This is a genomic window from Chitinophaga agrisoli (assembly GCF_008386695.1).
Classification (GTDB): Bacteria; Bacteroidota; Bacteroidia; order Chitinophagales; family Chitinophagaceae; genus Chitinophaga; species Chitinophaga agrisoli.
On sequence record NZ_VUOC01000002.1, the window covers coordinates 1,511,869 to 1,537,168 of the forward strand.

General features: G+C 49.9%; 19 protein-coding genes. 12 read left to right on the top strand and 7 right to left on the bottom strand.

The genetic code is table 11. From position 1 onward, the window contains the following. The first annotated feature begins 506 nt into the window (after positions 1-506). The 8 genes from F0L74_RS13335 to F0L74_RS13370 all read left to right on the top strand — a co-directional run bounded on the left by F0L74_RS13335 (position 507) and on the right by F0L74_RS13370 (position 10,819). On the top strand, positions 507-3,677 hold the full coding sequence (locus tag F0L74_RS13335) for a TonB-dependent receptor (protein ID WP_188315989.1): 3,171 nt from the start codon (positions 507-509) through the stop codon (positions 3,675-3,677). Positions 3,678-3,807: 130 nt separating this feature from the next. After that, positions 3,808-4,515 carry an alpha/beta fold hydrolase gene (locus F0L74_RS13340; protein WP_149838348.1) on the top strand — a complete coding sequence of 236 codons (708 nt, stop codon included), beginning with the start codon at positions 3,808-3,810 and terminating at the stop codon, positions 4,513-4,515. 77 nt (positions 4,516-4,592) lie between these two features. Continuing rightward, positions 4,593-5,693: an ATP-grasp domain-containing protein gene (locus tag F0L74_RS13345; RefSeq protein ID WP_149838349.1), complete on the top strand. Its 1,101-nt coding sequence runs from the start codon at positions 4,593-4,595 to the stop codon at positions 5,691-5,693. A gap of 85 nt (positions 5,694-5,778) precedes the next feature. Then, complete coding sequence (locus F0L74_RS13350) at positions 5,779-6,879, top strand: carboxylate-amine ligase (protein WP_149838350.1); 1,101 nt, start codon at positions 5,779-5,781, stop codon at positions 6,877-6,879. Positions 6,880-6,975: 96 nt separating this feature from the next. Continuing rightward, positions 6,976-7,839 carry a type 1 glutamine amidotransferase gene (locus tag F0L74_RS13355; RefSeq protein ID WP_246197701.1) on the top strand — a complete coding sequence of 288 codons (864 nt, stop codon included), beginning with the start codon at positions 6,976-6,978 and terminating at the stop codon, positions 7,837-7,839. A gap of 47 nt (positions 7,840-7,886) precedes the next feature. Beyond that, positions 7,887-9,080, top strand: coding sequence for a hypothetical protein (locus F0L74_RS13360; RefSeq protein ID WP_149838351.1), 1,194 nt, complete (start codon positions 7,887-7,889; stop codon positions 9,078-9,080). 99 nt (positions 9,081-9,179) lie between these two features. Continuing rightward, positions 9,180-10,421, top strand: coding sequence for a hypothetical protein (locus F0L74_RS13365; protein ID WP_149838352.1), 1,242 nt, complete (start codon positions 9,180-9,182; stop codon positions 10,419-10,421). Between the two features lie 11 nt (positions 10,422-10,432). Continuing rightward, complete coding sequence (locus F0L74_RS13370; RefSeq protein ID WP_149838353.1) at positions 10,433-10,819, top strand: RidA family protein; 387 nt, start codon at positions 10,433-10,435, stop codon at positions 10,817-10,819. A gap of 90 nt (positions 10,820-10,909) precedes the next feature. On the opposite strand, the gene F0L74_RS13375 is transcribed toward F0L74_RS13370, so the two are convergent. From F0L74_RS13375 to F0L74_RS13395, 4 genes are all read right to left on the bottom strand, one after another. Beyond that, a complete protein-coding gene (locus F0L74_RS13375; RefSeq protein ID WP_149838354.1) occupies positions 10,910-11,221 on the bottom strand; it encodes a rhodanese-like domain-containing protein in 312 nt (103 codons plus the stop codon). Between the two features lie 32 nt (positions 11,222-11,253). Further along, positions 11,254-12,078 (bottom strand): PASTA domain-containing protein, encoded by an 825-nt coding sequence (locus tag F0L74_RS13380; RefSeq protein ID WP_149838355.1) that lies wholly within the window; start codon positions 12,076-12,078, stop codon positions 11,254-11,256. Positions 12,079-12,135: 57 nt separating this feature from the next. Then, complete coding sequence (locus F0L74_RS13385) at positions 12,136-13,128, bottom strand: D-alanine--D-alanine ligase (RefSeq protein ID WP_149838356.1); 993 nt, start codon at positions 13,126-13,128, stop codon at positions 12,136-12,138. 346 nt (positions 13,129-13,474) lie between these two features. Further along, positions 13,475-13,822: a 4Fe-4S dicluster domain-containing protein gene (locus F0L74_RS13395; RefSeq protein WP_149838357.1), complete on the bottom strand. Its 348-nt coding sequence runs from the start codon at positions 13,820-13,822 to the stop codon at positions 13,475-13,477. A 94-nt stretch (positions 13,823-13,916) separates the two neighbouring features. Between F0L74_RS13395 and F0L74_RS13400 the strand changes: the two genes are divergently transcribed. Beyond that, positions 13,917-14,909 carry an aldehyde dehydrogenase family protein gene (locus F0L74_RS13400; RefSeq protein ID WP_149838358.1) on the top strand — a complete coding sequence of 331 codons (993 nt, stop codon included), beginning with the start codon at positions 13,917-13,919 and terminating at the stop codon, positions 14,907-14,909. Positions 14,910-15,267: 358 nt separating this feature from the next. Beyond that, complete coding sequence (locus F0L74_RS13405) at positions 15,268-16,815, top strand: trypsin-like peptidase domain-containing protein (RefSeq protein ID WP_149838359.1); 1,548 nt, start codon at positions 15,268-15,270, stop codon at positions 16,813-16,815. A 262-nt stretch (positions 16,816-17,077) separates the two neighbouring features. Here F0L74_RS13405 and F0L74_RS13410 read toward each other — a convergent pair whose 3' ends face one another. From F0L74_RS13410 to proS, 3 genes are all read right to left on the bottom strand, one after another. Then, the gene (locus F0L74_RS13410) at positions 17,078-17,839 is read right to left on the bottom strand and encodes a LytR/AlgR family response regulator transcription factor (RefSeq protein ID WP_149838360.1); all 762 of its coding nucleotides are present in this window, start codon (positions 17,837-17,839) and stop codon (positions 17,078-17,080) included. Next, positions 17,836-20,748 (bottom strand): sensor histidine kinase, encoded by a 2,913-nt coding sequence (locus F0L74_RS13415; RefSeq protein WP_188315990.1) that lies wholly within the window; start codon positions 20,746-20,748, stop codon positions 17,836-17,838. The genes F0L74_RS13410 and F0L74_RS13415 overlap by 4 nt, the downstream gene beginning before the upstream one ends. Positions 20,749-20,877: 129 nt before the next feature. After that, the gene (gene proS / locus F0L74_RS13420) at positions 20,878-22,353 is read right to left on the bottom strand and encodes a proline--tRNA ligase (protein ID WP_149838362.1); all 1,476 of its coding nucleotides are present in this window, start codon (positions 22,351-22,353) and stop codon (positions 20,878-20,880) included. A 294-nt stretch (positions 22,354-22,647) separates the two neighbouring features. On the opposite strand from proS, the gene F0L74_RS13425 reads away from it, so the two are divergent. Beyond that, complete coding sequence (locus F0L74_RS13425) at positions 22,648-23,649, top strand: hypothetical protein (protein WP_149838363.1); 1,002 nt, start codon at positions 22,648-22,650, stop codon at positions 23,647-23,649. Positions 23,650-23,746: 97 nt separating this feature from the next. Then, positions 23,747-25,288 (top strand): OmpP1/FadL family transporter, encoded by a 1,542-nt coding sequence (locus tag F0L74_RS13430; protein WP_149838364.1) that lies wholly within the window; start codon positions 23,747-23,749, stop codon positions 25,286-25,288. Positions 25,289-25,300 lie beyond the last annotated feature (12 nt).

The window sequence follows — 25,300 nt, forward strand, 5'->3', positions numbered from 1 at the left end:
AAGGTATTTCGCCGGTACCTGACCCGTATCTAACCGGTAGATAACTGGTATCTTTAAAGGGACGGCTTATATACGGGTTATATACGGGTCAGATACGGGTTATATACCGGTTATCTATAAGTGGTGATCGTCCTGGGATAGGGTGGTCTGGTCCTGGGTCTAGTCCTGATATAGGTTTACACGGATTGTCAGAAGACCTGGTCTGATCCTGAAACAGCTTTACAGCCTCCAGGTCAACCTTCTATACACATAAGAAATAATCAGATTTGAAAAGTTCTAATTTATCGAGTGCCCTGTTTGATTAATGGAATTTTATCATCTTATAAATTAAAATCCGCTTAAATAATGGGCTTTCAACTGAGGTAATCTCTACAGCTTAACAATTTGTTAATTTCCCGTTAAAATTCGGAATCGATTATTTCTCAATTTTGCTCCTAAATCAAAATTGTTTGAAAATGGGATTTCGCAAAATTCTACTCACAGTTTCCCTCTTGTTGAGTGTAATTATGTCCTATGCACAGGTTACGACAAGTAGTCTGACCGGTGTTGTAAAGGACAGCAAAAATGAAGGACTGATAGGCGCTACGGTTAAAGCGACCCACGTACCCTCCGGTACCGTATACGGTACCATTACTCAAAATGAAGGCCGGTTCACCATTCCCAACATGCAGGTGGGCGGTCCTTACAAAATTGAGGTTACCTTTATTGGTTATGTTACAAGGACTTATAACAACGTTGGCCTGGAACTGGGTGTTCCTGGCAAACTGAATGTTCAGCTGGAGGATAATTCCAAATCCCTGAACGAAGTAGAGGTGATCTACAACAAGAACGCCATTATTTCCAAGGAAAGACAAGGCACCATGACCAGCTTGTCCTCACAGCAACTGGCCACCCTGCCCACTGTTAGCCGTAATATCAACGACTTCGTAAGGCTGGTGCCTCAGGCGCAGCCCAGAAGGGACGCCAATAGCGGCAGCACCATGGGTATTTCTTTTGCCGGCCAGAGCAACCGCTATAACCAGTTTACCGTGGATGGCGCCAATGCTACAGACGTATTTGGCCTCGCAGCCAGCGGCACCAACGGCGGACAGGCTTCCATTAACCCCATCCCATTTGACGCAATTGAGCAGGTACAGGTGATCCTGGCCCCCTATGACGTTACCCAGGGCGGTTTCACCGGTGGCGGCGTGAATGCGGTTACGCGTTCTGGCTCCAACGATTTCCATGGCTCCGTATATGGATTTAACCAGAATCAGGGTTTTGTAGGTAAAAGCGCTGATACCAAAGCTAAATACGGCGATTTCCATGACTGGACCTATGGCGCACGCCTGGGTGGGCCCATCATCAAAAACAAATTATTCTTCTTTGTAAACTATGAAGGTGAAAGACGCAGCGCTCCCCTGGACTTCCAGCCTGGTACCGGCGTTTCCTCCATTGATACAAAAGTGCTGGACGATCTGAGCGGTTACCTGAAAGACGAATCCAAACACCCCGGATGGAGCTATGATCCAGGACGTTATAATGGTATTGATATCCCTAAGAAATCCGACGCGGTATTTGCCCGTGTTGACTGGAATATTAACTCGAAAAACAGGCTGACCATCCGTCACAGTTTTGTGAAAGGCAGTAACCTGATCATCAGCGACAGCCGCACCGCTATGAGCTTCCTGAATAACGGTTACAACTTCAACACCACCAACAACTCTTCAGTAATAGAACTGAACTCTAACATATCCGCCAGGTTCTCCAATATGTTGCGTGTAACTTATAATGCTACCCGCGATAACAGGCAAACGCCTGGAGATCCCTTCCCGGCAGTGACCATCAACGAAAACGGCGCTACCTACAGGTTTGGTACTGAATTCAGCTCACAGGCCAACTCCCTGAAACAGAACAACTACACCATTACTGATAACTTCAATATCTATAAAGGTAAACACACCATCACCGTAGGTACTGATAACCAGTTCTACAATACCAACAACGTGTTCCTGCAAGGTGTGCTGGGTAGCTATACTTATAATAGCGTGGCTGATTTCAAAGCCAACGATAACCTGGTTAGCTATTCCACTAACTACTCTACCAAAGGTCAGGGCGACCTGGCTGCTTCTGTGATGCACGCAGCACAGTTCTCCCTGTATGCACAGGACGCTTTTGATATTGCCGATAACTTCAAACTGACCTATGGCATCCGTGCAGACATGCCTGTTTTCTTCAACAAGCCTGCTGCCAACGATTATTTCAATAGTTCTGACCTGGCCAAGAATAACGGCGTAGCTACCGACAAAATGCCGAAAACGCAGATTCTGGTGTCCCCCAGGATTGGTTTTAACTGGGATGTGATGAAGAACGGTACCACCCAGGTACGCGGCGGTGTTGGTATCTTTACCGGCCGTGTTCCGTTTGTATGGATCTCTAACCAGTACTCCGGTACCGGTGTTGCCAGGATCAGCTACTCTGCTAACAACGCAGCCGCTGTTGAAGCAGCAGGTATCAGCTTTAAACCCGGCGCTCCCTTCCAGCCGGCATCAACCGGTGGTACACCAGTGCCTACGGAAATTGACCTCACTGCCCGTGACTTCAAATTCCCCCGCGTACTGCGCGCTAACCTGGCTATAGACCAGAAACTGCCGTTCGGGTTTGTGGGTACCATTGAAGGTATGTATAACAAGACCCTCCAGGATATCCTGTTTACGGATCTGAACCTGGCCCCTTCTACCAGCACCATTACCATTGAGAACAGCACACGTCCTTTCTACGGCAGCAAACGTATAGATCCCCGTTTTAACCAGGTACTGCAACTGGGTAATACCACCAAGGGCTATGCCTATAACGTAACAGCACAATTGCAGCGGTCATTTGCTAACGGTTGGTCTGCCAGCCTGGCCTACAGCCTGGGCCACTCCTACGCGCAGAATGACGGTACCTCTTCCGTGGCGCTGTCCAACTTCCGTTTTGCGTATAACATCAATGGCCTGAACAACCTGGATGTTGCCAGGAACAACTATGACCAGGGTTCCCGCATCATCGGTTACATTGGCAAACGCTTCAAATACGGCAAGTTCTCTACTAACATCGGCCTGGTTTACACCGGTCAGTCCGGCCAGCCGCTGTCTTATGTATACTTTGGCGACGTGAATGGTGATGACGGTACTACCGCTACTTCTGCCAACACCTCCAACAGTGCTGACCTGATGTACATACCTACCAGTGCAGCACAATTTGCTACCCTGACCACAGGTGGTAAAACATATACTCCGCAGGAGCAGTTTGCTATGTTCCAGGATTATATCAATTCCGACAAATACCTGAAGGAGCATCAAGGTAAAAACACAGAAAGAAATGGCGACCGTCTGCCCTGGGAAAATCACTTTGACCTGAAAGTTGCACAGGATTTCAATTTCATGAAAGATCACACGATCAGCCTGACCTTTGACATCTTTAACATCAGCAACCTGCTGAACAACGATTGGGGTCATGCTTACTATCCCGGCAACTCTAACCAGGAACTGCAGCCGCTGAACCTGACCAAATCTGATCAGTGGATCAATCCTACTACGCCTACCTTTACCTTTAACCCGCAATTTGGGGTAAACCAATATACCAACAAACCTTATAGCTACGCCAACTTCCTGTCTCGCTGGAATATGCAGATAGGCCTGCGCTACAGCTTCTAAGGCTTATTTCAACATAATTGCTACAGGAAGGGTACTTATCCAGCGATAAGTACCCTTCTTTCTTTTTATAGCCCTTAAAGGATGCGGTTAGGGGCAATGTAATCCCGCCTTTTTTCCCTATTTTTAATAGGTGACAGAAAACTACTACAAATGGCATTCGCCCCACCTGGACAGGGAGTTCGAGATGCTGGTGTTCGGAGATGAAGGATACCCATTGATCCTGTTCCCCACGTCCATGGGGCGGTATTATGAACATAAGGACAGAGGCCTGATAGCAGCGTTGAGCTGGTTTGTAGACCAGCAACTGGTGCGTATCTATTGTCCGGACAGTATAGACAGCGACAGCTGGTATAACAAACAGATCCCGCCTGCTGCCAGGGCCTATAATCACACCCTATACGATAAAGTATTGTTGCATGAAGTGCTGGAGCGCGCTGTGCAGGAAACCGGCGTACAGCGGGTGGCCGTGGCGGGGTGTAGTTTTGGCGGCTATCATGCAGCCAATTTTGCCTTCCGGTACCCGGAAAAAGTATCTTACCTGTTTAGCCTGAGCGGCACGTTTGACGTGCGTTCCCGGCTGGAGGGCCATTATGACGACAACGTGTACTACCATAACCCATTGGACTATATGCCGGATAATGCGGACGCGGCGCTGTGGCGTATGGGCATCATTCTGAGCGTGGCGGATAATGATGTGAACCGGGTGCAGAATGAGCGGCTGTCCCGCATACTGGCAGCCAAGGGCATCAGCCACTGGCTGGATGTGCGGCAGCAGGCGGTGCATGACTGGCCTTTGTGGAAAGAAGTATTACCCTATTATTTGTCGTTGATAAAATAGCGCAGAGATTGGGTAAATTGCGTGCGGAAACCGCGATCTACATTAAAGCGATTATAATTATTCAAAAATATTGACCGATGAAAAAGATAGGCGTACTCTTTGGCCGGGAAAGCATCTTTCCGAAGGCATTAATTGACAGGATCAATGAAAAGAATGTGCAGGATGTCACCGCAGAGCCCATCCTGATCGACAAGGTGATACAGGGAGAGGAAAACGGGTATGCCGTAATACTGGACCGTATATCCCACCACGTGCCGTTTTACCGTGCCTGGTTAAAACATGCCGCCCTGAACGGCGCCGCTGTGGTGAACAATCCTTTCTGGAGCAGCGCCGATGAGAAACTGGTCAATAACGAGCTGGCCCTGAGAGCCAGTATAGCCGTGCCTAAAACGGTATTGCTGCCCAGTTACGAACATCCGCCGCACACGGCCGGCGAGAGCTTCCACAACCTGGCCTATCCTTTTGACTGGGACGCCATATTTGCGTACACTGGTTTCCCGGCCTACCTGAAACCCATTGCAGATGGGGGCTGGCGCAATGTGCACCGCGTTACCAACCGGGAAGAGCTTTTTGCCCAGCACGCCACCACCGGTCAGCAGGTGATGCTGCTCCAGGAAGAGATCCCGTTTGAGGAATATTACCGCTGTTACTGCATTGGCGGGCAGCAGGTGCGCATTATGCCGTATGACCCGCGCCGCCTGCACCACCATCGCTATGAGGCCGATTTTAAGCCCAGCGAAGCGTTGGAGCAGATCCTGATAAAGCAGGTGACCCGCCTGAACCAATACCTGGGATATGATTTTAATACGGTAGAGATGGCCATGCATAAAGGCATCCCCTATGCGATAGATTTCTTTAACCCCGCGCCGGATGCGGATGTACATGTTATAGGCGAAGCGCATTTTGAATGGATAGTGGAAACCAGCGCGCAATTCCTGATAGATAAAGCCCTGGCGCATAAACCCGGCGCAGAGAACCTGACCTGGGGAACCTTCCTGCAAGAGGTAATACAGCCGACAGCACCGGCAGCGCCTGAAGAGAAAAAAGCGCCCGCGAAAAAAGCAGCGGCAGCAAAGCCCAGGCCGCCCAGGGAAAAGGCCGTGAAGGAGAAAGCGGTAAAGGAAAAGGCAGTAAAAGAGAAAGCGCCGGCAAAGAAGAAGCCGGCGGAAGGGAAATAATGAACAGCTGAATGCAGGGCAGTATTTTTATAGTGTAGGTCACATGGTGGATGTGACTTACATTTGTAATCCCTAATAAAAAAATATGTTCCAGCATTTCACGCTCGGTATTGAGGAGGAGTATATGGTGATGGACCCGCAAAGCCGGCAATTGTGCTCACATGAGCAAAAGATCGTAGAGCAGGCCCACAAGGTGATACGGGATAAGGTAAAGGCGGAGTTCCACCAGGCAGTGGTGGAAGTGGGCACACAGATATGTACAAATATTGAAGAAGCCCGTGAGGATATCTCCCTGTTGCGGAAAACCATCCGCAACATTGCCGGAGACCTGGGCTATAGCATAGGCGCCTCCGGCACGCATCCTTTTTCGGAATGGGCGTTGCAGCTGATCACAGACCATCCCCGGTATTTTGAGATCGTGAACGAGATGCAGGACGCTGCCCGCTCCAACCTGATCTTTGGCCTGCATGTGCATGTAGGTATGGAGACCCGTGAAATGGCCCTGCATATCGCCAATTCCGTACGGTATTTCCTGCCGCATATCTTTGCCCTGAGCACCAACTCCCCTTTTTGGGAAGGCCGGAATACCGGCTTCAAATCTTTCCGTGTTAAGGTATTCGACAAATTTCCCCGCACCGGTATACCGGATTATTTTGGCAGCATAGAGGAGTATGATAATTACATCAAACTGCTGATCAAGACCAACTGTATTGATAACGCAAAGAAGATATGGTGGGACCTGCGGGTACATCCCTTCTTTAATACGGTGGAATTCCGCATCTGCGATGTACCGCTGACCATAGATGAAACCTGTACGCTGGCAGCTTTGTTCCAGGCCGTATGCGCCAAGGTGTATAAGCTGCGTATGCAGAACCTGAATTTCATTATCTATAACCGGGCGTTGGTGAATGAGAACAAATGGCGGGCATCGCGTTATGGTATTGATGGTAACCTCATTGATTTTGGTAAGGAAACAGAAGTGAATGCGCGGTCGCTGATCTATGAGCTGCTGGATTTTGTGGATGATGTGGTGGATCCCCTGGGCTCCAGGGCCTTTGTGAACAATACGATCAGGATCCTGGAAGAAGGCACGGGCGCGGATAAACAGCTGCAGGTGTATGAGCAGACGAAGGATCTGCTAGCGGTAACTGATTTTATAGAAAGGCAGTTTCTGGCGGGCGCGTAAGATCTTTACTATTGTTATAACGGGCAGCTCTGCAAAGGGGGCGCCCAGGTTATTCCCCACCCCACTACTCCTAACACTATTTCTTAACTTTGCACCATGACTATGCCTGTTAAACAGCACTGGAGAGTAGCGATACTGGATATGTATGAAGGAGTACCCAACGAGGGTATGCGCTGTATCAGGGAACTCTTAGCCGCGTATGCTGCAGAAAATAAGCTGGACTTACAGACAGATACCTACGAAGTGCGATTGCAGCAAGCCGTACCGGACCTTTCTTACGATATCTATCTTTCCACAGGCGGGCCCGGCAGCCCGGTGGACAGTGCAGGCAGCGAGTGGGAACAGGCATACTTTGGGCTGGTGCATGACCTGTTACAATGGAATGAGCGGGAAACTGTGAAAAAGCCGATGCTTTTTATCTGCCATTCCTTTCAGCTGATATGCCGTTATTTTGAGCTGGGGCAGGTATGCCTGCGCAAATCGCCGGCATTTGGGGTATTTCCCGTGCACCAGACGGCAGCGGGACGGCGGGAGCCGGTATTTCACCGGTTGCCGGAGCCGTTTTATATCGTTGACAGCCGCAACTGGCAGGTGATAGGTCTGCGGGAAGATAAATTAAAAGCCATGGGCGCGCAGGTATTGGCCATTGAAAAAGACCGGCCACATGTGCCGCTGGAAAGGGCCGTAATGGCTATACGCTTTAACGACCATTTCCTGGGAACCCAGTTCCACCCGGAGGCGGATGCGGCTGGTATGCGCAAATACCTGCTGCAGGAAGAGAAAAAGCAGCACGTGACCTACATCTATGGCGAAGCAAAATACGAGAGCATGCTGGAACAGCTGACGGACCCGGGCAAGATCATGCTAACGCATGACCGGTTCATACCGGCTTTCCTGAACGAAATTATTTTCAGACCCAGGACGACAGGCCCCGGCCCGCTGCCCGTACCACTACAATAGTACTGGCGGCCGGCGATACGGCCTGCGCACTTTGACCGCATCAAACTATGGTACCCGCATTACGTACTTACTACAACGAGCAGTTTACCACCGGTAAATACCAGGCATTCCTGGAAAGCCTGGCCCACGAAACAGGGGAAGGGCCTGCCTTCCGGGTAGCGGAAACCCCGGTGTTCGTGCCGGCTGCCCTGACGAGCAAACTTATACAGGCCTGTGAAGAGATCGTGGAAGTGATCCTCCGGCCAGACTTTAAAGCGCTTACAGAAGATGCTATACCCCCTTCCCTGAAAGTAGCCGGGGAAAATGAGCACCCACATTTCCTGATCATAGACTTTGCTGTATGCCGGCAGGAGAACGGCGAGCTGGCCCCCCAGCTGATAGAGCTGCAGGGCTTCCCTACCCTGTTTGCCTTCCAGGAGTTGATGGCCCGGCAATACCGGGAACATTTTGCCATCCCACCTACGGTAGATAATTTCTTTAACCAGCTGAACAGCGACAGCTATTTTAACCTGTTACGGGAGCTGATCATAGGGCCCTATGATCCAAAAGAAGTGATACTCCTGGAAGTAAAACCCGATGCGCAGAAAACACGGATAGACTTTTACTATACCCAACAACAATTGGGCATTACCCCGGTATGCGTTACGGAACTGATCCAGGAAGGCGCTAAACTGTACTACCTGCGCAATGGCGAAAAAACGCTGATCAAACGCATGTATAACCGCCTGATATTTGATGATCTTCTGCGGCAAAAGGAAAGCCTGGGCGCGCTGCCTGATCTTTTTCAGCACCTGGATGTAGAGTGGATCACACATCCCAACTGGTTCTACCGTATCAGCAAGTATATGCTGCCACTCATCCACAGCGAATTTGCGCCCAAAAGCTGGTACCTGCACAAGCTGCCTGTAATACCAGCTGACCTGGAGCATTATGTGCTGAAACCATTGTTTTCCTATGCGGGCCAGGGCGTGATCATCGATGTAACGCAGGCGGATATTGACAATATTAAAGACCCGGAGAACTGGATCTTACAGCATAAAGTACAATATGCCCCGGTGATCTATACCCCCAGCGGGCCGGCCCATTGCGAGATCCGTATGATGTATATCTGGCAGGATGGCAGTCCCCGCCCTCTGCTGGTGCATAACCTGGCCAGGATCAGCAAGGGTAAGATGATAGGCGTAAGTAATAATAACCAGGATACCTGGGTAGGCGGCAGCTGTTGCTTTTTTGAGCAATAGGGCGTATAACAGACAGGGATTGGGCAAAACCGCATATTCACTGCGTGGTAACAGGCTAAATTTATATTATTAACTTACGCCTAAATCCTGAATACCCTTATGTTTGGAATCGTAGCCCTGGACGTTGCCATCAGCCTGATCTTCATTTACCTGCTTTACAGCCTGCTGGCCTCCATTATACAGGAACTGATCGCCCGCGCTTTTAACCTGCGGGCACGCTTGCTAACAAAAGCCTTACGCCGTTTACTGGACAATGATTCCCGTAGCAGCTGGTTAGGCAAACTGGGACAGTTCACCATCTTTACCTGGTTTTATGAGCTAATATGGAGCGTGGTCTTCTTTTTTCTACCTTACCGGAACAGCCCTTTTCTTAAGAAATTCTATTGCGAGCCGGGTATCCGTTCCCTGGGGGAAGATCTGGCGGCCAGCCGGCCATCGTATATCAGTCCGCAGTTATTTTCCCAAACCCTGCTACATTTGCTAAGGGGACCGGGATATGACAGCAGCACCCATGAGGAGGCGGCGCTGGTCAAACAAAACCTGGAAAGCGGCGTGCCCCAGCTAAGTAATGATACCCGCAGCCATTTACTGAACCTACTGGAAGACGCACAGCGGGATATTGGCCGGTTCCAGGCCAAAGTAGAGCAATGGTTTGATGAAGTAATGGCCCGCACCAGCGGCTGGTACCGCAAGCAGATCCAGGTGCTACTGCTGATCATAGGTTTCATCATTGCCTGGCAGTTCAATGTTGATTCCATTGCCATTACCCGCATTCTGACCAAGGATAAAAAGGCCCGGGACGAGATGGTGCAGATGGCTACCACACATGTAGCGCAATACGGGCAGTGGAAAGACAGCATGCGCCAGCATATGATCATACAAACGGATACGATACATGCCGGCGACAGCCTGATCATACGGCGGGATACCATTTATCAGGCCTCCCCGGACCTGGTTATGCTGGACAGCCTTTACCGCAGCATGGCCAGCGATGCGGCAGATGTGCAGAACATACTAGGCATACACCGGGGCCCCTGCCGGGACACCAGCGATACTACCCTGGCGGGCGTACGTGCGCGGATTGATACACTGGCGGCAAAGCTGCTATCCCCCGCAGAACAGGTTAAATACCGGCAGGCCATGCAGGCAGCCGCCAGCCGCGGCGTAGGCTGTTATACGCATCCTTACCAGCAGAACGGCTGGCTGATCTTTGTAGGATGGCTGATCACGGCCATGGCGCTGTCATTAGGCGCTCCTTTCTGGTTTGACCTGTTGAATAAGATCGTAAAAGTTAGAACGGGCGGACCGCAGCCCGGCAATGTAGTTGAGAAGAAGAAGTAAATCCACAATATATGCAACGCACCAATTTTTCATCCGGCGCGCCCTGGGAAAATAAAGTAGGCTATTCCCGGGCAGTAAGGGCCGGCAACGTAGTAGAAGTATCCGGTACGGTAGCGGCGGATGGGGAAAAAGTAGTGGGGGCCGGCAACGCCTATGAGCAAACGAAGTACATATTAGCCCGCATAGAAGCGGCATTAGTAGCTGCCGGCGCCAGTTTACATGATGTTGTGCGCACCCGTATGTTTGTGACCGATATTTCAAAATGGGAAGAGGTGGGCCGTGCGCATGGGGAATTTTTCCAAAGTATTAAGCCGGCAACGACCATGGTGGAGGTGAGCCGGCTGATAGATCCGCGGTTCCTGGTAGAGATAGAGGCCACGGCAGTGGTAAGCCATTAGGGGGAAAAATTGCAGTATGCAACCTGCCGGATGGTGTATAACATCCGGTAACCGGCAGCACACTGCAAGTTATATTTAGATGACCGGCAACTATTCTCTGCCGAATCTCTCCTCCCAGGCCAGCATACCGCCGGTGAGGTTCTTAATGTTTGTAAAGCCCATTGTTTCCAGGATCATGGCAGCCTGTCCGCTGCGGTTACCGCTGCGGCAGTATACGATCACTTCCTGGTCCTTCAGGTCTTCAATTTCGTCTACCTGCATAGCCCTTATCTCACCCAGGGGCACCAGGGTACCCCCGATATTGAATTCCTCATGTTCGTGAGGCTCGCGCACATCCACAATATTCAGGGCGTCTCCATTGTCCATACGCTGTTTCAGTTCTTCAGGCGTTATATTTTCCATGATTATATGTTTATCTGTTATTTATCGTCTGTTTAGTGGCTGCTATCCACAGGGGCCGCAGGCGGCGCTGCGGAATCTGCTTTTACCGGTTTTACGGCGCCCAGCCAGATGTCCACACTTTCACCGGCGCGCACCATATTCAGCTCTCCCAGCGGATTTCTGCGGGCAGGCACCTGTTGGGTGATAAAGGCGTTGGCGGTATCAGACACGCCCGCGTCTATCAGCACGGTGCCTACGCTCAGGTTACTGGCGTTCAGGGTTTCCCGCGCTTCCAGGTAGGTCATGCCCACCAGGTCCGGAACGGGGTTCTCTACGCTGCCGGTACCACTGCTTAATACCAGTGTAATATTACTGCCTTCCGGGATCATTTTGCCTGCCTTCACCAATTTACCATTCAGGCGTTGTTCCAATACGGTATTGGTGGCAAAGTCCGGCTTATAGATAGTATCCCCCACATTGAGGCGGCGGCTACGCAGTGTCATTTCCGCACTGCGGAAGGTAAGGCCTTCCAGGTCCGGCATAGCCACCATGGGCGGTACCACCTTATTTACGGTGAGGTAGATCGTACGTCCTACTTTTACTTCCGCGCCTGTTTCCGGCTGCTGTTCCCAAACGGCTAATGCGGGGATGGAGTCCATATAGATGGAGTCGCGCACATCTGCCTCAAAGCCAGCTTTTTCCAGTAGCAGGATGGCTTCTTTCACGTTCTTATGACGTACATCTGGCACAATGAGCGTATCGTTGTGACGGGTAATAACGCCCAGCAGGGAAAAGAACAGGATGGCAAGCACGATCATTAATCCGATGGCTACCAGCAGGTTAAATCTAAAAGAGCGTTTCGTGATGGTTTCAAACACGGTATTTGTACTGTTGTTTTAAAATTTATGCGGTAAAAGGCCTTTTTGACCTTTTACTCAGGCTTTCGCTAGGCATTCTTCAATCAGCATGCCATAAAATTCCTGCAAGGTACGACCGGAGGCGCGCACCTGCTGTGGCACCAGGCTATTCTCAGATTGACCGGGCATGGTGTTCACTTCCAGGAAATACAGTTTGTCAGTGGCTGCTTCCCAGATAAAATCCACGCGCACAATGCCCCTGCAATTCAGCTTGTTATATAATTCCGCGGCGGTTTGCTGTACGCGCCGGGTCACCGTATCCGGCACCTGTGCCGGGGTGATCTCCTGCGAAACGCCGGGGGTGTATTTGGCCTCATAATCAAAAAACTCCTTGCTGCTGATCACTTCCGTAATAGGCAGCACAGTAATGGCGCCATTGGTCTTAAACAGGCCACAGGTAAGCTCCCGGCCTTTGATAAACTCTTCGATGAGCACCTGGCTGTCCTCCTTAAAGGCTTTTTCTATGGCAGCAGGCAGCTCTTCCGCCTTATTTACTTTGGACATGCCAATGCTGCTGCCCCCTTCTGCCGGTTTCACGAACACAGGCAGGCGAAGCTGCTGCAGGATGGCAGCGGCATCAAAAGGCTGATCCCTGAAGATATGAACGGATTTAGATACGTTCACCAGGTTCAGGGCGGCTACGATCTTATTACAATAGCTTTTGTTAAATGTAAGGGCGGAGGTAACCATACCGCAGCTGGTATAAGGGATGCCCAGCATTTCGAAGTATCCCTGCAGGCGGCCGTCTTCGCCGGGTGTGCCATGGATGCCGATGAAAACCGCATCGAAACGTATTTTGCTGCCATCCAGGGTCAGGGAGAAATCGTTCTTGTCCACATCTACATTAGCGCCATTTGCGCCGGTGTAGGTCCAGCTTTCGCGGGTAACCACTATTTTATAAACATTGTATTTACCGCTATCCAGCTGTGCTTCGATCACGGCTGCGCTTTGTACGGATATTACGTATTCGCCGGAATAGCCACCGGCTACCAATGCTATATTTTTTTTCATAAATACCTTTCCTATAAGCGGGTAAAGATAAAAGAAAAAACCTTTATTTCCTGATAGTAACGCCCGCAGGCTATATGGTAGTGTATTGGGTTGGCTTATTGGTGCAATGTTGCCTTTTTAGCAAGCAGCTCATCTACCGTTTCCTGGTACATCTCATCCGGCACGCAGCAGTCAACGGGGCAAACGGAAGCGCATTGCGGCTCAAGCGTTACAAACGATACATTCGTCAGTTATTTTTAATGCCATGGGATAAATAGTTTTGTGTTCTACGGCTAAAAATAAACGAAAAAAGGAGAAAAGTCATTAAGACCTTTCTCCTTTCCCTATTATAAGCTTCCCTGATACGTTATATATGCAGTTTCTCTTTCTTAGCCAACAGTTCGTCTACAGTTTCCTGGTACATTTCGTCCGGCACGCAGCAGTCTACCGGGCAAACGGCAGCACATTGCGGCTCTTCATGAAAACCCTGGCACTCTGTACATTTATTAGGAACTATATAGTAAGTATCTACGCTGATAGGAGTGTTTGCCTGGTCGGCATCGATGGTGGCGCCATCCATCAGGGTATAGGACCCTTTTACGGTTGTACCGTCTGCCATACGCCATTCAACGCCACCCTCATAAATTGCATTGTTGGGGCACTCTGGTTCGCAGGCGCCACAATTAATACATTCATCTGTTATCTTAATTGCCATAGTATAAACTTTTTGTTTAAGTGGTAAGCCATTAATTTTGTTAACAAAAATAGAATTTCCCGGATTAAAAAGTCTAAATATTTCTAACGCTTACATGAACAAAACAGAAAAAGTAGCCGCCCTGTTGCAATTACGCGCATACCTCCAGGAAGACAGCGCAGCGCTGCAAACCGTTAAAGAACGGGCCTTTCAGGCCAATGGGTGGTTCACCCCTGCTTTCACAGATATAGCTATTCAAAATATCTGCCAATATTATCTGGATGAAGGGCTGTTACAGCAGTGGCTGGACGCCTATCCCCCGGCAGCGGGCGCGCCCCGGACGGTGGGCATCGTAGCGGCGGGCAATATACCCCTGGTTGGCTTCCATGACTGGCTCTGCGGTTTTGTGAGCGGGCACCGGGTAAAACTGAAGCTCTCTTCCAAGGACGCCCTGCTGATGCAGCATATCCTGGACAAGATGGCCGGCTGGCTGCCTGCGGCGGCTGAGCAGACCCAGGTAAGCGATATGCTGAAGGATTGCGATGCCTATATTGCCACCGGCAGCAACAACTCCGCCCGGTATTTTGAATACTATTTTTCCCGGTTCCCCCACATTATCCGCCGCAACCGCACCTCCGCCGCCCTGTTAACGGGCGAGGAAAGCCCGGCAGCGCTGGAAGCCCTGGCAGACGATATTATGCTGTATTTTGGCCTGGGTTGCCGGAATGTGACCAAGGTATTTGCGCCGGCCGGTTACGATTTTAATCCGCTGTTACAGGCCCTGGAGAAGTATAACTACCTGGAGGACCACCACAAATACAAGAACAATTACGATTATAACCTGGCCTTGTTGCTGCTGAACGGTACTCCTTACCTGACCAATGGCAGCATACTGCTACAGGAAGCGGATTCGCTGTTTTCGCCGCTTAGCGTGCTGCATTACGGGTATTATGAAAATGCGGCCTCGCTGGCAGCTTCCCTGCTGGCTAACCCGGACCTGCAATGTCTTACGGGGCAAGGATTTGTGCCTTTTGGACAAGCGCAGCAACCTTCCCTTACAGATTATGCGGACGGGGTAGATACGAGAGCGTTCCTGGCAACGTTATAATAGCAGCATTCTGACGCTCAGGAAAGCACTTATCACTTTTGGTAATCTGTTATAACTTTTTGTGATCTGTCGTCCACTTTAGAATGGGAAAAAATGGCGGCCGTGAGTCAGGCAAAAGGGCTGGCGGATAACATTCTGTCTGTTGGATTGTTATTCTGACAGGTAGGAAGAGGTATCTTGTCAGGTTGGAAAGCAGCCGTCTTAACTATTCATTAAAGTTTCATATAAAAAACTGTTAAAGTGATCCGGCTGCAATTCCATTGATTAAACCGGAGCCTTAAATTTGTAATCCAAGGCATGTAAATTGATAACATACCTAGTGATAACATGTCTACGTTAACAATAAATAACCAGATATATGAAATTTCGACAAATTGCTGCGACTGTGCTTATTAGTGCGGCCACTGCCTTTGCCAGCATATTTGTTTACAGCAAATATCAACTACCCCGGCAGGCAGGTCCCTATCAGAATGGCTCCAACAACATCCCGGTAAATTATACCAGCTATATGCCTGGTACGGATAACAGGAATATTGCCCCTCCTACTGATTTCCAGTCGGCAGCCAAGATCGCCCTCCCTGGCGTGGTGCATATCAAAACGAAGATCAATCCCAAACAGGTGACCAATAACCTGCAGCGGAAAAGAACCATATTACAGGACCTTTTCGGGGACGACTTCTTTGGAGATGAGTTCCAGGGTGAAGGCGGCGGACGCCGTTACTACATCCCGGGCCAGATGGCTTCCGGCTCCGGTGTACTGATCTCTGACGATGGTTATATCGTAACCAATAACCACGTGGTAGACCAGGCAGATGAGGTGGAAGTGACCTTAAACAACAACCGTAATTTTAAGGCAAAAGTGGTAGGGGTAGACCCTAACACGGACCTGGCGGTGATCAAGATAGAAGCGCATGACCTGCCTTACCTGCTGTATGGCAACTCTGACGATGTGCAGATAGGCCAGTGGGTGCTGGCGGTAGGTTATCCGCTGAACCTGGAAACAACCGTGACGGCGGGTATTGTAAGCGCCAAAGCGCGTACCATCGGTATCAACAAACGCACGCGCCGTTCTGCCATAGAATCCTTTATACAAACGGATGCTGCGGTAAACCAGGGTAACAGTGGCGGCGCCCTTATTAATACAGCCGGCGAGCTGGTTGGCATCAACTCTGCCATCGCCTCCCCCACCGGCGCTTATGCAGGGTACTCCTACGCTATACCGGTAAACCTGGTGAAGAAAGTGGTAAATGACCTGATGAAGTATGGTAATGTGCAAAGGGCTTACCTGGGCATCCAGTATGTAGACCCGATGGGCCTTTCTGAAGACGAGCTGCGCGAGCGCGGTATCAGAAGGGATCTGGACGGCGTACTGGTACAGGATGTGCCTACCAGAGGCGCAGCTGCTACCGCCGGTATCCATAAAGGCGACATCATCACCAAGATCAATGGCGTATCCACTCCTTCTATCCCGGAAATGACGGAACAGATAGCCCGTTACAAACCCGGCGATAAGATCAGCATCAGCTACCTGCGTGATGATAAAGAATATACCGTGAACAATGTGCTGCTGAAGAATGAGGATGGCACCACCGATATTGTGAAGGTGAGCGTACTGGAGAAACTGGGCGCAGACCTCATCTCCCTGCAGAAAACGGATGCAGCCCGCCTGGGCATACGTGGCGGCGTGTTTGTAAATGATGTAGGCAGCGGCCTGCTGAAGAAACAGACCAATATGAAACCCGGATTCGTGATCCTGAAAGCCGGCGGCCAGGCAGTTGCTTCTATTGAAGACCTGAAAAAGGTGTTCCAGAAACAGAGCAAAGTCCAGCTGGAAGGCATGTACCCTGATTATACAGGCGTATACTACTACAATATTGACCTGAACGGCAGCGCCGAAGAGTTTTAAATAAAGATTGTTTTTATATAGGTTTTATAGGTTAGGGAAGGGAACCTCCGCTAGAAGCGGGGGTTTTCTTTTTAATTACGAATTACAAATGGGGTGCAGAGGAGTTAAGGCCGTGAATAGGAGATGGACGACGACTGGGGGATTGGCGGGTGCAATGGGCACGGGGTAATGGCCTGCGATGATTAGCAGGGCCGGGCCGGAAATGGCATACGGATCATTGGCCGGATGGCGAATGCAAAATGCAAAAGCTGCAGGCTGACAACTATAAATTGATCACCCCTTTCAGCTGGGCAAAGAATTCGTCTTTTTTACGGGAAGAGATGGGGATATTCTTCTGGTCGCTCATCACCACGGCGGTGCCCAGGCCCTTAATGATCTTCACAATATGGTGAATATTGATCAGGAAGGATTTGTGCACCCGGTAAAAGCCCTTGTCTGCCAGCATTTCCTCGTATTCCTTCAGGGATTTGGAGATCAGGTGGGACAAGTTATTGGTGAGCTGGATCTTGGTATAGCTATCAAATGCCTCGCAGTAGATAATATCTTTGAGGTCTATTACATTATAGCCGTCGTTTACCGGGATCACTATTTTGGAGAAGGCGTTATCGTTGTTCTTTACAAAGTCCTTTAAGATGGAAGCCAGTTCATTGAGGCGGCCTTTCTTACTTTTCTTTACTTTTTCGAGGGCGTCTTCCACTTCGCTCACCTTAATGGGTTTAAGCAGGTAGTCGAGCGCAGCGAATTTTATGGCCTGCAGGGCATACTCCTGGAAGGCTGTAATAAAGATCACCTCAAAATTTAGTACGGGAAACATTTCCAGCAGCTGGAAACCATTGTGCGGGGGCATTTCAATATCCAGGAACAGCACGTCGATGGGGTTGTTCTTGATCATTTCCGCCGCTTCATGTATGTTCTGTGCCTCTCCTACTACTGTAACATCCTTACAGTAATTTTCCAATATATTTCTTAAAATATGGATGTTGCGGACTTCATCGTCTACAATCGCAGCTTTAATAATACTCATAACATCTTAACAATGGGAATCAGAATTTCAACCAGGGTACCCTCTTTGTTGCCAAACCCAGACTTAAATTTATCAATTATTTCTAACTTTCCAACACTTCCATTAAAAGATTTTATAATCTGCAGCCGTTCCCGGATCACACTCAGGGCCGTAGACTCGTGCTTTACGAGCCTGCCGGTTTTAATGCTATTGGAGTGTTCCCAGCCTATCCCGTCATCGTCTACGGAACAATACAGGAGGTCGTCCACCATCTCGAGTTTTATTTCCAGGTGGCCGGCGCTGCTTTTGGGAGCAAGGCCGTGTTTAATGGCATTCTCCACAATAGGCTGAATGATCATAGGCGGTATGTACACCGTATAATCCTTTAATTCTGGTTCAATATCAAAATGATAAGTAAAGCTATGGGCAAAGCGGATCTTTTCCAGCTCCAGGTAACGGGTCAGGAAGGCGATCTCTTCTTCCAGTGATATATAGGATTTACGTGAGTTGTTGAGCATCTGGCGCATGAGCGTGGCAAAATCTGCCAGGAAGTTCAGGGCCTGTTTCTCCTCTTTTTCGAGGATCAGATGCTGTACGGAATTCAGGGAGTTAAAGATGAAGTGCGGGTTCATCTGGTTGGTAAGCGCTTTGGCCTCCAATTCCGCAATGCGGCGGTTATATTCCGTTTTCCGTTTTTCCGCCTGTTTAATACGGCGAACAATATAGCGCAGGATGGCGAGTATGCACAACATCCCCATCAGGATGAGGATGCCCCTGGCCCACCATTGCTGGTACCACTGCGGCAGGATGCTGACCGAAAGAGATACCGGCTGGCTCCAGTCGCTTTTATATTTGCGCGCCCTTAACAACAGCTTATAGCTGCCGGGTTGCAGGTCCGGGAAGGGGATGATATTACTCATGGTGGTCGTCCACCCGCTGGCGGTATCGCTGGAGAAATTATACTGGTATTCTACCAGGTCCGGCAGATCAAAAGCAATCGCGCCAAACTCCACCTCAAAGGAGGTTTTCCGTTTGTACAGGTGTACAAAATTGTTAGCGGGCAGGTAGGTGGTATCCCCATAGCGGATAGCGCTGAGGTATACAGTAGGCGGCACCGTATCTACCGGTATATTATGATCATTAAAGTAACAAAGACCATTGGAGGTGGCGATATAGAGCATACCCTGCTGGTAATATACGCCCCGGGTATCGTCGGACATGAGCCCGTCGTTAGAGGAGATATTACGGGTAATGGCCTGCGCGCCAACATCGATCACTGATACGCCTTTGTTGGTGGCTACATACAGGCGGCCAATGCCATCGTAGTATAATTGCTGGCAGATATCGCTGGCCAGGTTATCTGCGGTGCTGATATGTTTTACCACGTGGTTATTCCGCACCACATAGATGCCCTGATCGCTGGTGCCTACCCAAAGGAAGCCTTTGATCCATTTCAGGTCCTTGATGCTTTGTTTCAGGCGGTCATCTTCCAGGTAAGCGGGGTATACCTCGCGGGAACCGTCTGTACCATAATACAGGCCGCTGTTGGTGCCCAGGAAATAGGTGGTATCACTGTCTGTACAGGCAATGGAAGTGATAAGCGGCTCCTGCCAGTAGATACTGTAACCATCCAGCAGCGCGATCTGATCCTTGGCGGCTATCCTCACCTTGCCGGACGGGGAAATGTCCACATCCTTCAGGTTGTTCAGGGATTCCAGCAGGGATACCCGCTGCGTGGCGGTATTGAATGTATACAGGCCGTTGTCCGCCGCCAGGAGAATATCATCATTCCGGTAAGGCAGCATGCTGAGTACGCTGTTACGGCCGCTGGAAGTATCCAGGGTGTACTGGCGCATTTTCCGGTTGGCGTCCATAGTATTCAGCACACCGGCGTTCTGGCCTATCAGCAGCATGCCCGTCTTACGGTCGCGGTAAATGCTGAAGATGGAGTGGGAATACAGACCATTGGTATTATCCAGGTAGTTAAAGTAAAAGTTCTTATAGGGGATATTGTACACACCATCTCCAAAGGTGGTGATCCATATATTACCGTCCCGGTCCTTGAGCAGGGAGGTGATATAGTGATTATCCAGCAGTTTGATGATGCTGCGGGAGCCTTTAAAGAAATCCTTGATCAGGAAAAGGGCGCGCTGTGTGCCTATCCAAAGATTATCGTTCTCTAAGCAAACGTTGGTGATCTCGTCTGTAATACCCCAGTCGCGTCCGTTGAAGAAACAAATGGCGTCTTTGAGGGTGTAGCTGTATACGGTATTCTTTACAATGATAACGGGATTGCCGCGGATGCGGGCCACAAAGGTCTCATCATCCAGGGGGTAGGGCGACAGTGGAAAGATCTTCTGGTCGCCGTTATTGGCGTCTTTTAGTGTGCTTAACTGAAAGTAGTTGTGCAGCGGTTTAAAGATCTCGTCATTGCGCAGAAAATAGAAGATATCTGCGCCATTAGGCCCCAGTTTGTCGTAGGTTGTTTTTTTAGTGTCGTACTGGATGATACGGTTGTCCGTATTGAGGAACCAGATATTGCGGCTTTTGTCCTCGAAGGCATATTGCATGTAATGCCCGTGGCTGTTAAACAGCAGGGAGGAATCATTCTCTGCTGAATGGATGGTATAGTCTCCATAATAAGAGGGCATACCGTTAAGGGTGAAAAACCAGATGCGCCCCCTGGAATCGGGGGCCAGTTTGATCACATCATTATCGGTAAGCCCATCTTTTTTGGAATAGTTCCGGAACCGTTTGCCATCGAATTTGCTCACACCTGTTGGCGTAGAGAACCAGATGAACCCGTCTTTATCCTGCACGGCCGTATACACGGTAGCGTTGGCCAGGCCATCCTTTACGTTGTAATTACGGATCATGAGCCCCTGCGCCAGGAGGTGATTGCCTGTGCACAGCAGTAATGTTAACGCCAAGAGTACGTAACGGGCCCGGAACATCGGATCAAAAAATGAATTAAGAATTAATAATGGGCAGGAAAAATGCTCCTGCATGTTGTTGTAACGCCGGCCCTGATGCCCTGTTGCTAGCTCAATTATCCCCCCTTAGTATGCACGGGCAAACAGCACTCTTTGTGTAGAGGGTTTGCCGGTAAGGATACATACGCCTGCTTCCTGCGGATTGTTCAGCGGGATACAGCGGATGGTAGCCTTTGTGCGTTCCTTGATCTGTTCTTCTGTTTCTGCGGTGCCATCCCAGTGGGCTGAAATGAAACCGCCTTTTTCATCGAGCAGTCTTTCAAACTCTTCGAAGGTATTGGCCGGAGTGATGTGCTCATCGCGATAGGCCTTGGCCTTGTTGTAAATGTTCTGTTGTATCTCTTCCAGCAGGTCTTTTATCCGGGCGGTTATACCGTCCAGGGAAAGGCTCATCTTTTCCTTGGTATCGCGGCGGGCTACTTCCGCCACGTTATTTTCGAGATCGCGGGCGCCTATGGCGATACGCACGGGCACGCCTTTGAGCTCGTATTCAGCGAATTTCCATCCCGGACGGGCGTTGTCGCTATCGTCGTATTTAACAGAGATACCGTTGCTTTTGAGCTCTTTCACGATGGCGGCTACGCGCTCATCTATCTTTGCTTTCTGTTCGTCATTTTTATAGATGGGTACGATCACCACCTGGAGGGGCGCGATGCGGGGCGGTAATACCAGGCCGCTATCGTCGCTGTGGGCCATTACCAGGGCGCCTATGAGGCGGGTAGAAACACCCCAGGAGGTAGCCCATACATAATCCAGCTTGTTTTCCTTGTTGGAGAACTGCACGTCAAACGCTTTGGCAAAGTTCTGGCCCAGGAAATGGGAGGTACCGGCCTGGAGGGCCTTACCATCCTGCATAAGGGCTTCGATACAGTAGGTGTCTACAGCGCCGGCAAACCTTTCAGAGGGGGATTTTACCCCTCTTACTACGGGCAGGGCCATAAAATTCTCTGCAAAATCGGCATACACCTCCAGCATACGGGTGGTTTCCTCCACCGCTTCCTGCGCGGTGGCGTGGGCAGTATGCCCTTCCTGCCAGAGGAACTCCGCCGTACGCAGGAACAGGCGGGTACGCATTTCCCAGCGCATTACGTTTGCCCACTGGTTAATGAGCAGCGGCAGATCGCGGTAAGACTGTATCCAATCTTTATAGGTGTTCCAGATGATCGTTTCGGAGGTAGGGCGGATGATCAGCTCTTCTTCCAGTTTTGCTTCCGGGTCTACTATCACGCCTTTACCGTTGGGATCGTTCTTGAGGCGGTAGTGGGTAACTACGGCGCACTCCTTGGCAAAGCCCTCTACGTGGCTGGCTTCCTTGCTTAAAAAGCTTTTGGGGATGAGTAAGGGGAAATAGGCATTCTGGTGGCCGGTATCCTTGAACATCTTGTCCAATACATCGCGCATACCTTCCCATAATGCAAAACCGTATGGTTTTATGACCATACAGCCTTTTACGGGGGAGTAATCTGCCAGGCCGCCTTTCAAAACCAGGTCGTTATACCATTGTGCGTAATCTTCGGAACGGGACGTAATTTCTTTACTCATAAAACTTTTGCTGCGCCTTTTCTGCCACTGTGGCTACAGTCAGGAGCCATGGGCCTTTGGCTTAATTTTTGCTAATATTAAAAGGAAAAATCTTACAAACCTACATGAAAATCAGTAAGGCGCAAACTGTTTGTTAAAATAATTGAGTAGAACTGATTAACAGTGCTTAACAATGATTAACTAGGGAGATGTAACATTTCGTCTTAAATTAGCGTTAAAACATTAATATACTATTTCCAGTAAAATCGAGTAAATTTACTATATATTTTCAGGTTGATTAAAACTCACACACACATGAAATCCATACTATATACCGCGGCGGGCGCCTTGCTGATCCTCAGCAGTTGCTCAACCGCTTACAAATCCGCTCAAACCCCGGATGATGTGTATTACTCTCCGAAAACCGAGCGCACCGCCTCCTCCAACAATAACAACCGTCAGAACCAGAACCAGGGTCAGACCAGTGTAGCGGCAGCTGACGATCAGGATGGCACTTATGTTACCTATGATGATGAAGATCAGGGTGATTATGCAAAAAGACTGGACCGTTTCCATAACTCTTCCTATAATGGCGGTTACTATGCCGACGGTACGCCTAGTGTAGTAAATAACTATTATGGCGGCGGTTATGGTGGCTATGGCGGTTTCGGATATAGCCCGTACAGCTATTGGGGCGGTGGTTTTGGCTCCCCCTATTTTGGCAGCTACTGGGGCCCTTCCCTTAGTATAGGTTTAGGCTTTGGCTACGGCTGGGGCGGCGGTTTTGGTTACAGCCCGTTCTATAGTCCTTTTTATAGCCCCTGGTACAGCCCCTATTACGGCGGCTACTATGGTGGCGGTTATTATGGCGGCGGTTGGGGCCACTACCCTTCTGCCTACTATTCAGCGCCTAACCGGGTGCTGCGTACCCGTGGCGGTTTTGCCGGTTCTACCTATTCTCCCGGCCGCCGTGTAATAGGCAGCACCAATACCGGTAGCGGCGATTACAGGCCCAGAAGGATCTTCACTACGCCTAACAATGGCAGCGGCGGCAGCAATGGCGGCACTTATCAGCCCCGTCGTATCTTCCGTTCTTCTCCCAGCGAAAGGCCGATGGTAAACCCAGGTAGCAACAATGGCGGCAGCGCTCCCAGAAGGATCTTCAGCAGCCCAAGCAATAATTCTTCCACTCCTCAGCGTACATTCAGCGCTCCCCAGCGTACCTTCAGCGCACCTTCTTCCACCCCTTCCAGCGGCGGCAGCAGGTCTAGCGGTGGTGGTGGCGGTGGTGGCCGTACCTTCAGAGGCCGGAACTAATACATAATTATACGGACCATCCATATAAAAAATTATACCCTGGCATCAAACACCAGGGTATTTTTATAAACCCATGCTATTCTAAAAACATTAAAGAATGATCAAAAAAGTAACGTTGTCCATTGCACTAACTGGTTTATGTTATGTAGTGAACGCCCAAACGATCAACGACGCTTTACGTTACAGTTCCACAATGCCCAGCGGATCTTCCCGTATCCAATCTACCGGCGGGGCCGCCGGCTCCCTGGGTGGAGATTATAGTTCCATGTTTGTGAACCCTGCAGGCGTAGCGTTTTTCAAAACCAGCGAAGCCGGTTTTTCCCTTGGATTCCAGAATGCCTCTAACAAAGGCACTTATCTTGGCACTACCGCCAGCGACAGTAAAGGCAACCTGTATATCAACAGCGCTGCGTTTATATTTGGCGGCGCCAAAAAGAACCCTAACAGCAAATGGGAGAACTTTTCCGTTGGCCTGGGCTTCAACCGTACCAATAATTATAATGAGCGGGTATACTACCGCGGGGTGAATAATAAATCCTCCTTTTCCAATACCTACACGCTGGAGCTGAAGGGACTGGATCCCAATGTATTGGGCGATGCTCAGTATGCGCACGGATCTGAACTGGCGGACGCCACGGGGCTGATTGGCCCTGTAGTGGATGGTAACAACCAGCCGACAGGGGAATGGGGAACCATAGCAACGGGTAGCCTCACCCAAGAAAATACCATTACCTCCAGCGGCAGCGCCAATGAGCTGAACCTCTCCTTTGGTGGGAACTATACTGATAAATTCTATATCGGCGGTAGCCTGAACGTACCTACCTACCACTATGAGCGCAGCCGCGCCTTCCGGGAAACCAATACTTCTGATCCGGCTAACGAGCTGAATTACTGGGACGTAGTGGAAGACCTGAAGACAGACGGGGTAGGCTTCAATACCAAATTAGGTATCATTTACCGCCCATTACCGCCTTTAAGGCTGGGTCTTACCTTCCAATCCCCTACCTGGGCCTCCTTTACGGACAGTTATGTGACCAGCATGCTGGTATCTTCCAAGGACCAGGGCGTTATTACCGCTAATTCTACGGAGACCAATGAGGGCTATGCGGACGAGTCCCGGTATAATGTAACTACCCCGCTGAAGGGTATTGCCAGCGCCTCTTATATCTTCCGCCCGGCTGGCGGCGACGCTACCAAACCTTCCGGCTTTTTAACCGTAGACTATGAATACATGGACTACTCTGCCATGAAGATGCGGATGAAAAATGGCGTAGCTACCGATATACAGGACAGCAATGACCGCAACCAGGCCATTGATCAGACCTACCAGGCAGCTTCCAATATACGCGTAGGCGGCGAGCTGAAACTGAATGTGTTTGCGATCCGTGCCGGGTTTGCCTACTACGGTAATCCCTATAAGCTGAGCGATCTGGATGGTTCCCGTAAATATTATACCGGTGGCCTGGGTTACCGTAATAAGGGTATTTATGTAGATCTTGCCGTGGTATATGGTAATTATACCAGCCAGGACCAACCTTATACTTTACCGGTAAATAATGAAGGACTCGTAACGCCGGCTCCCGCAGATATCAAGAGCAGTGTTACGAATGTGACAGCTACGGTAGGGTTTAAATTCTGATGTGCAGATGAA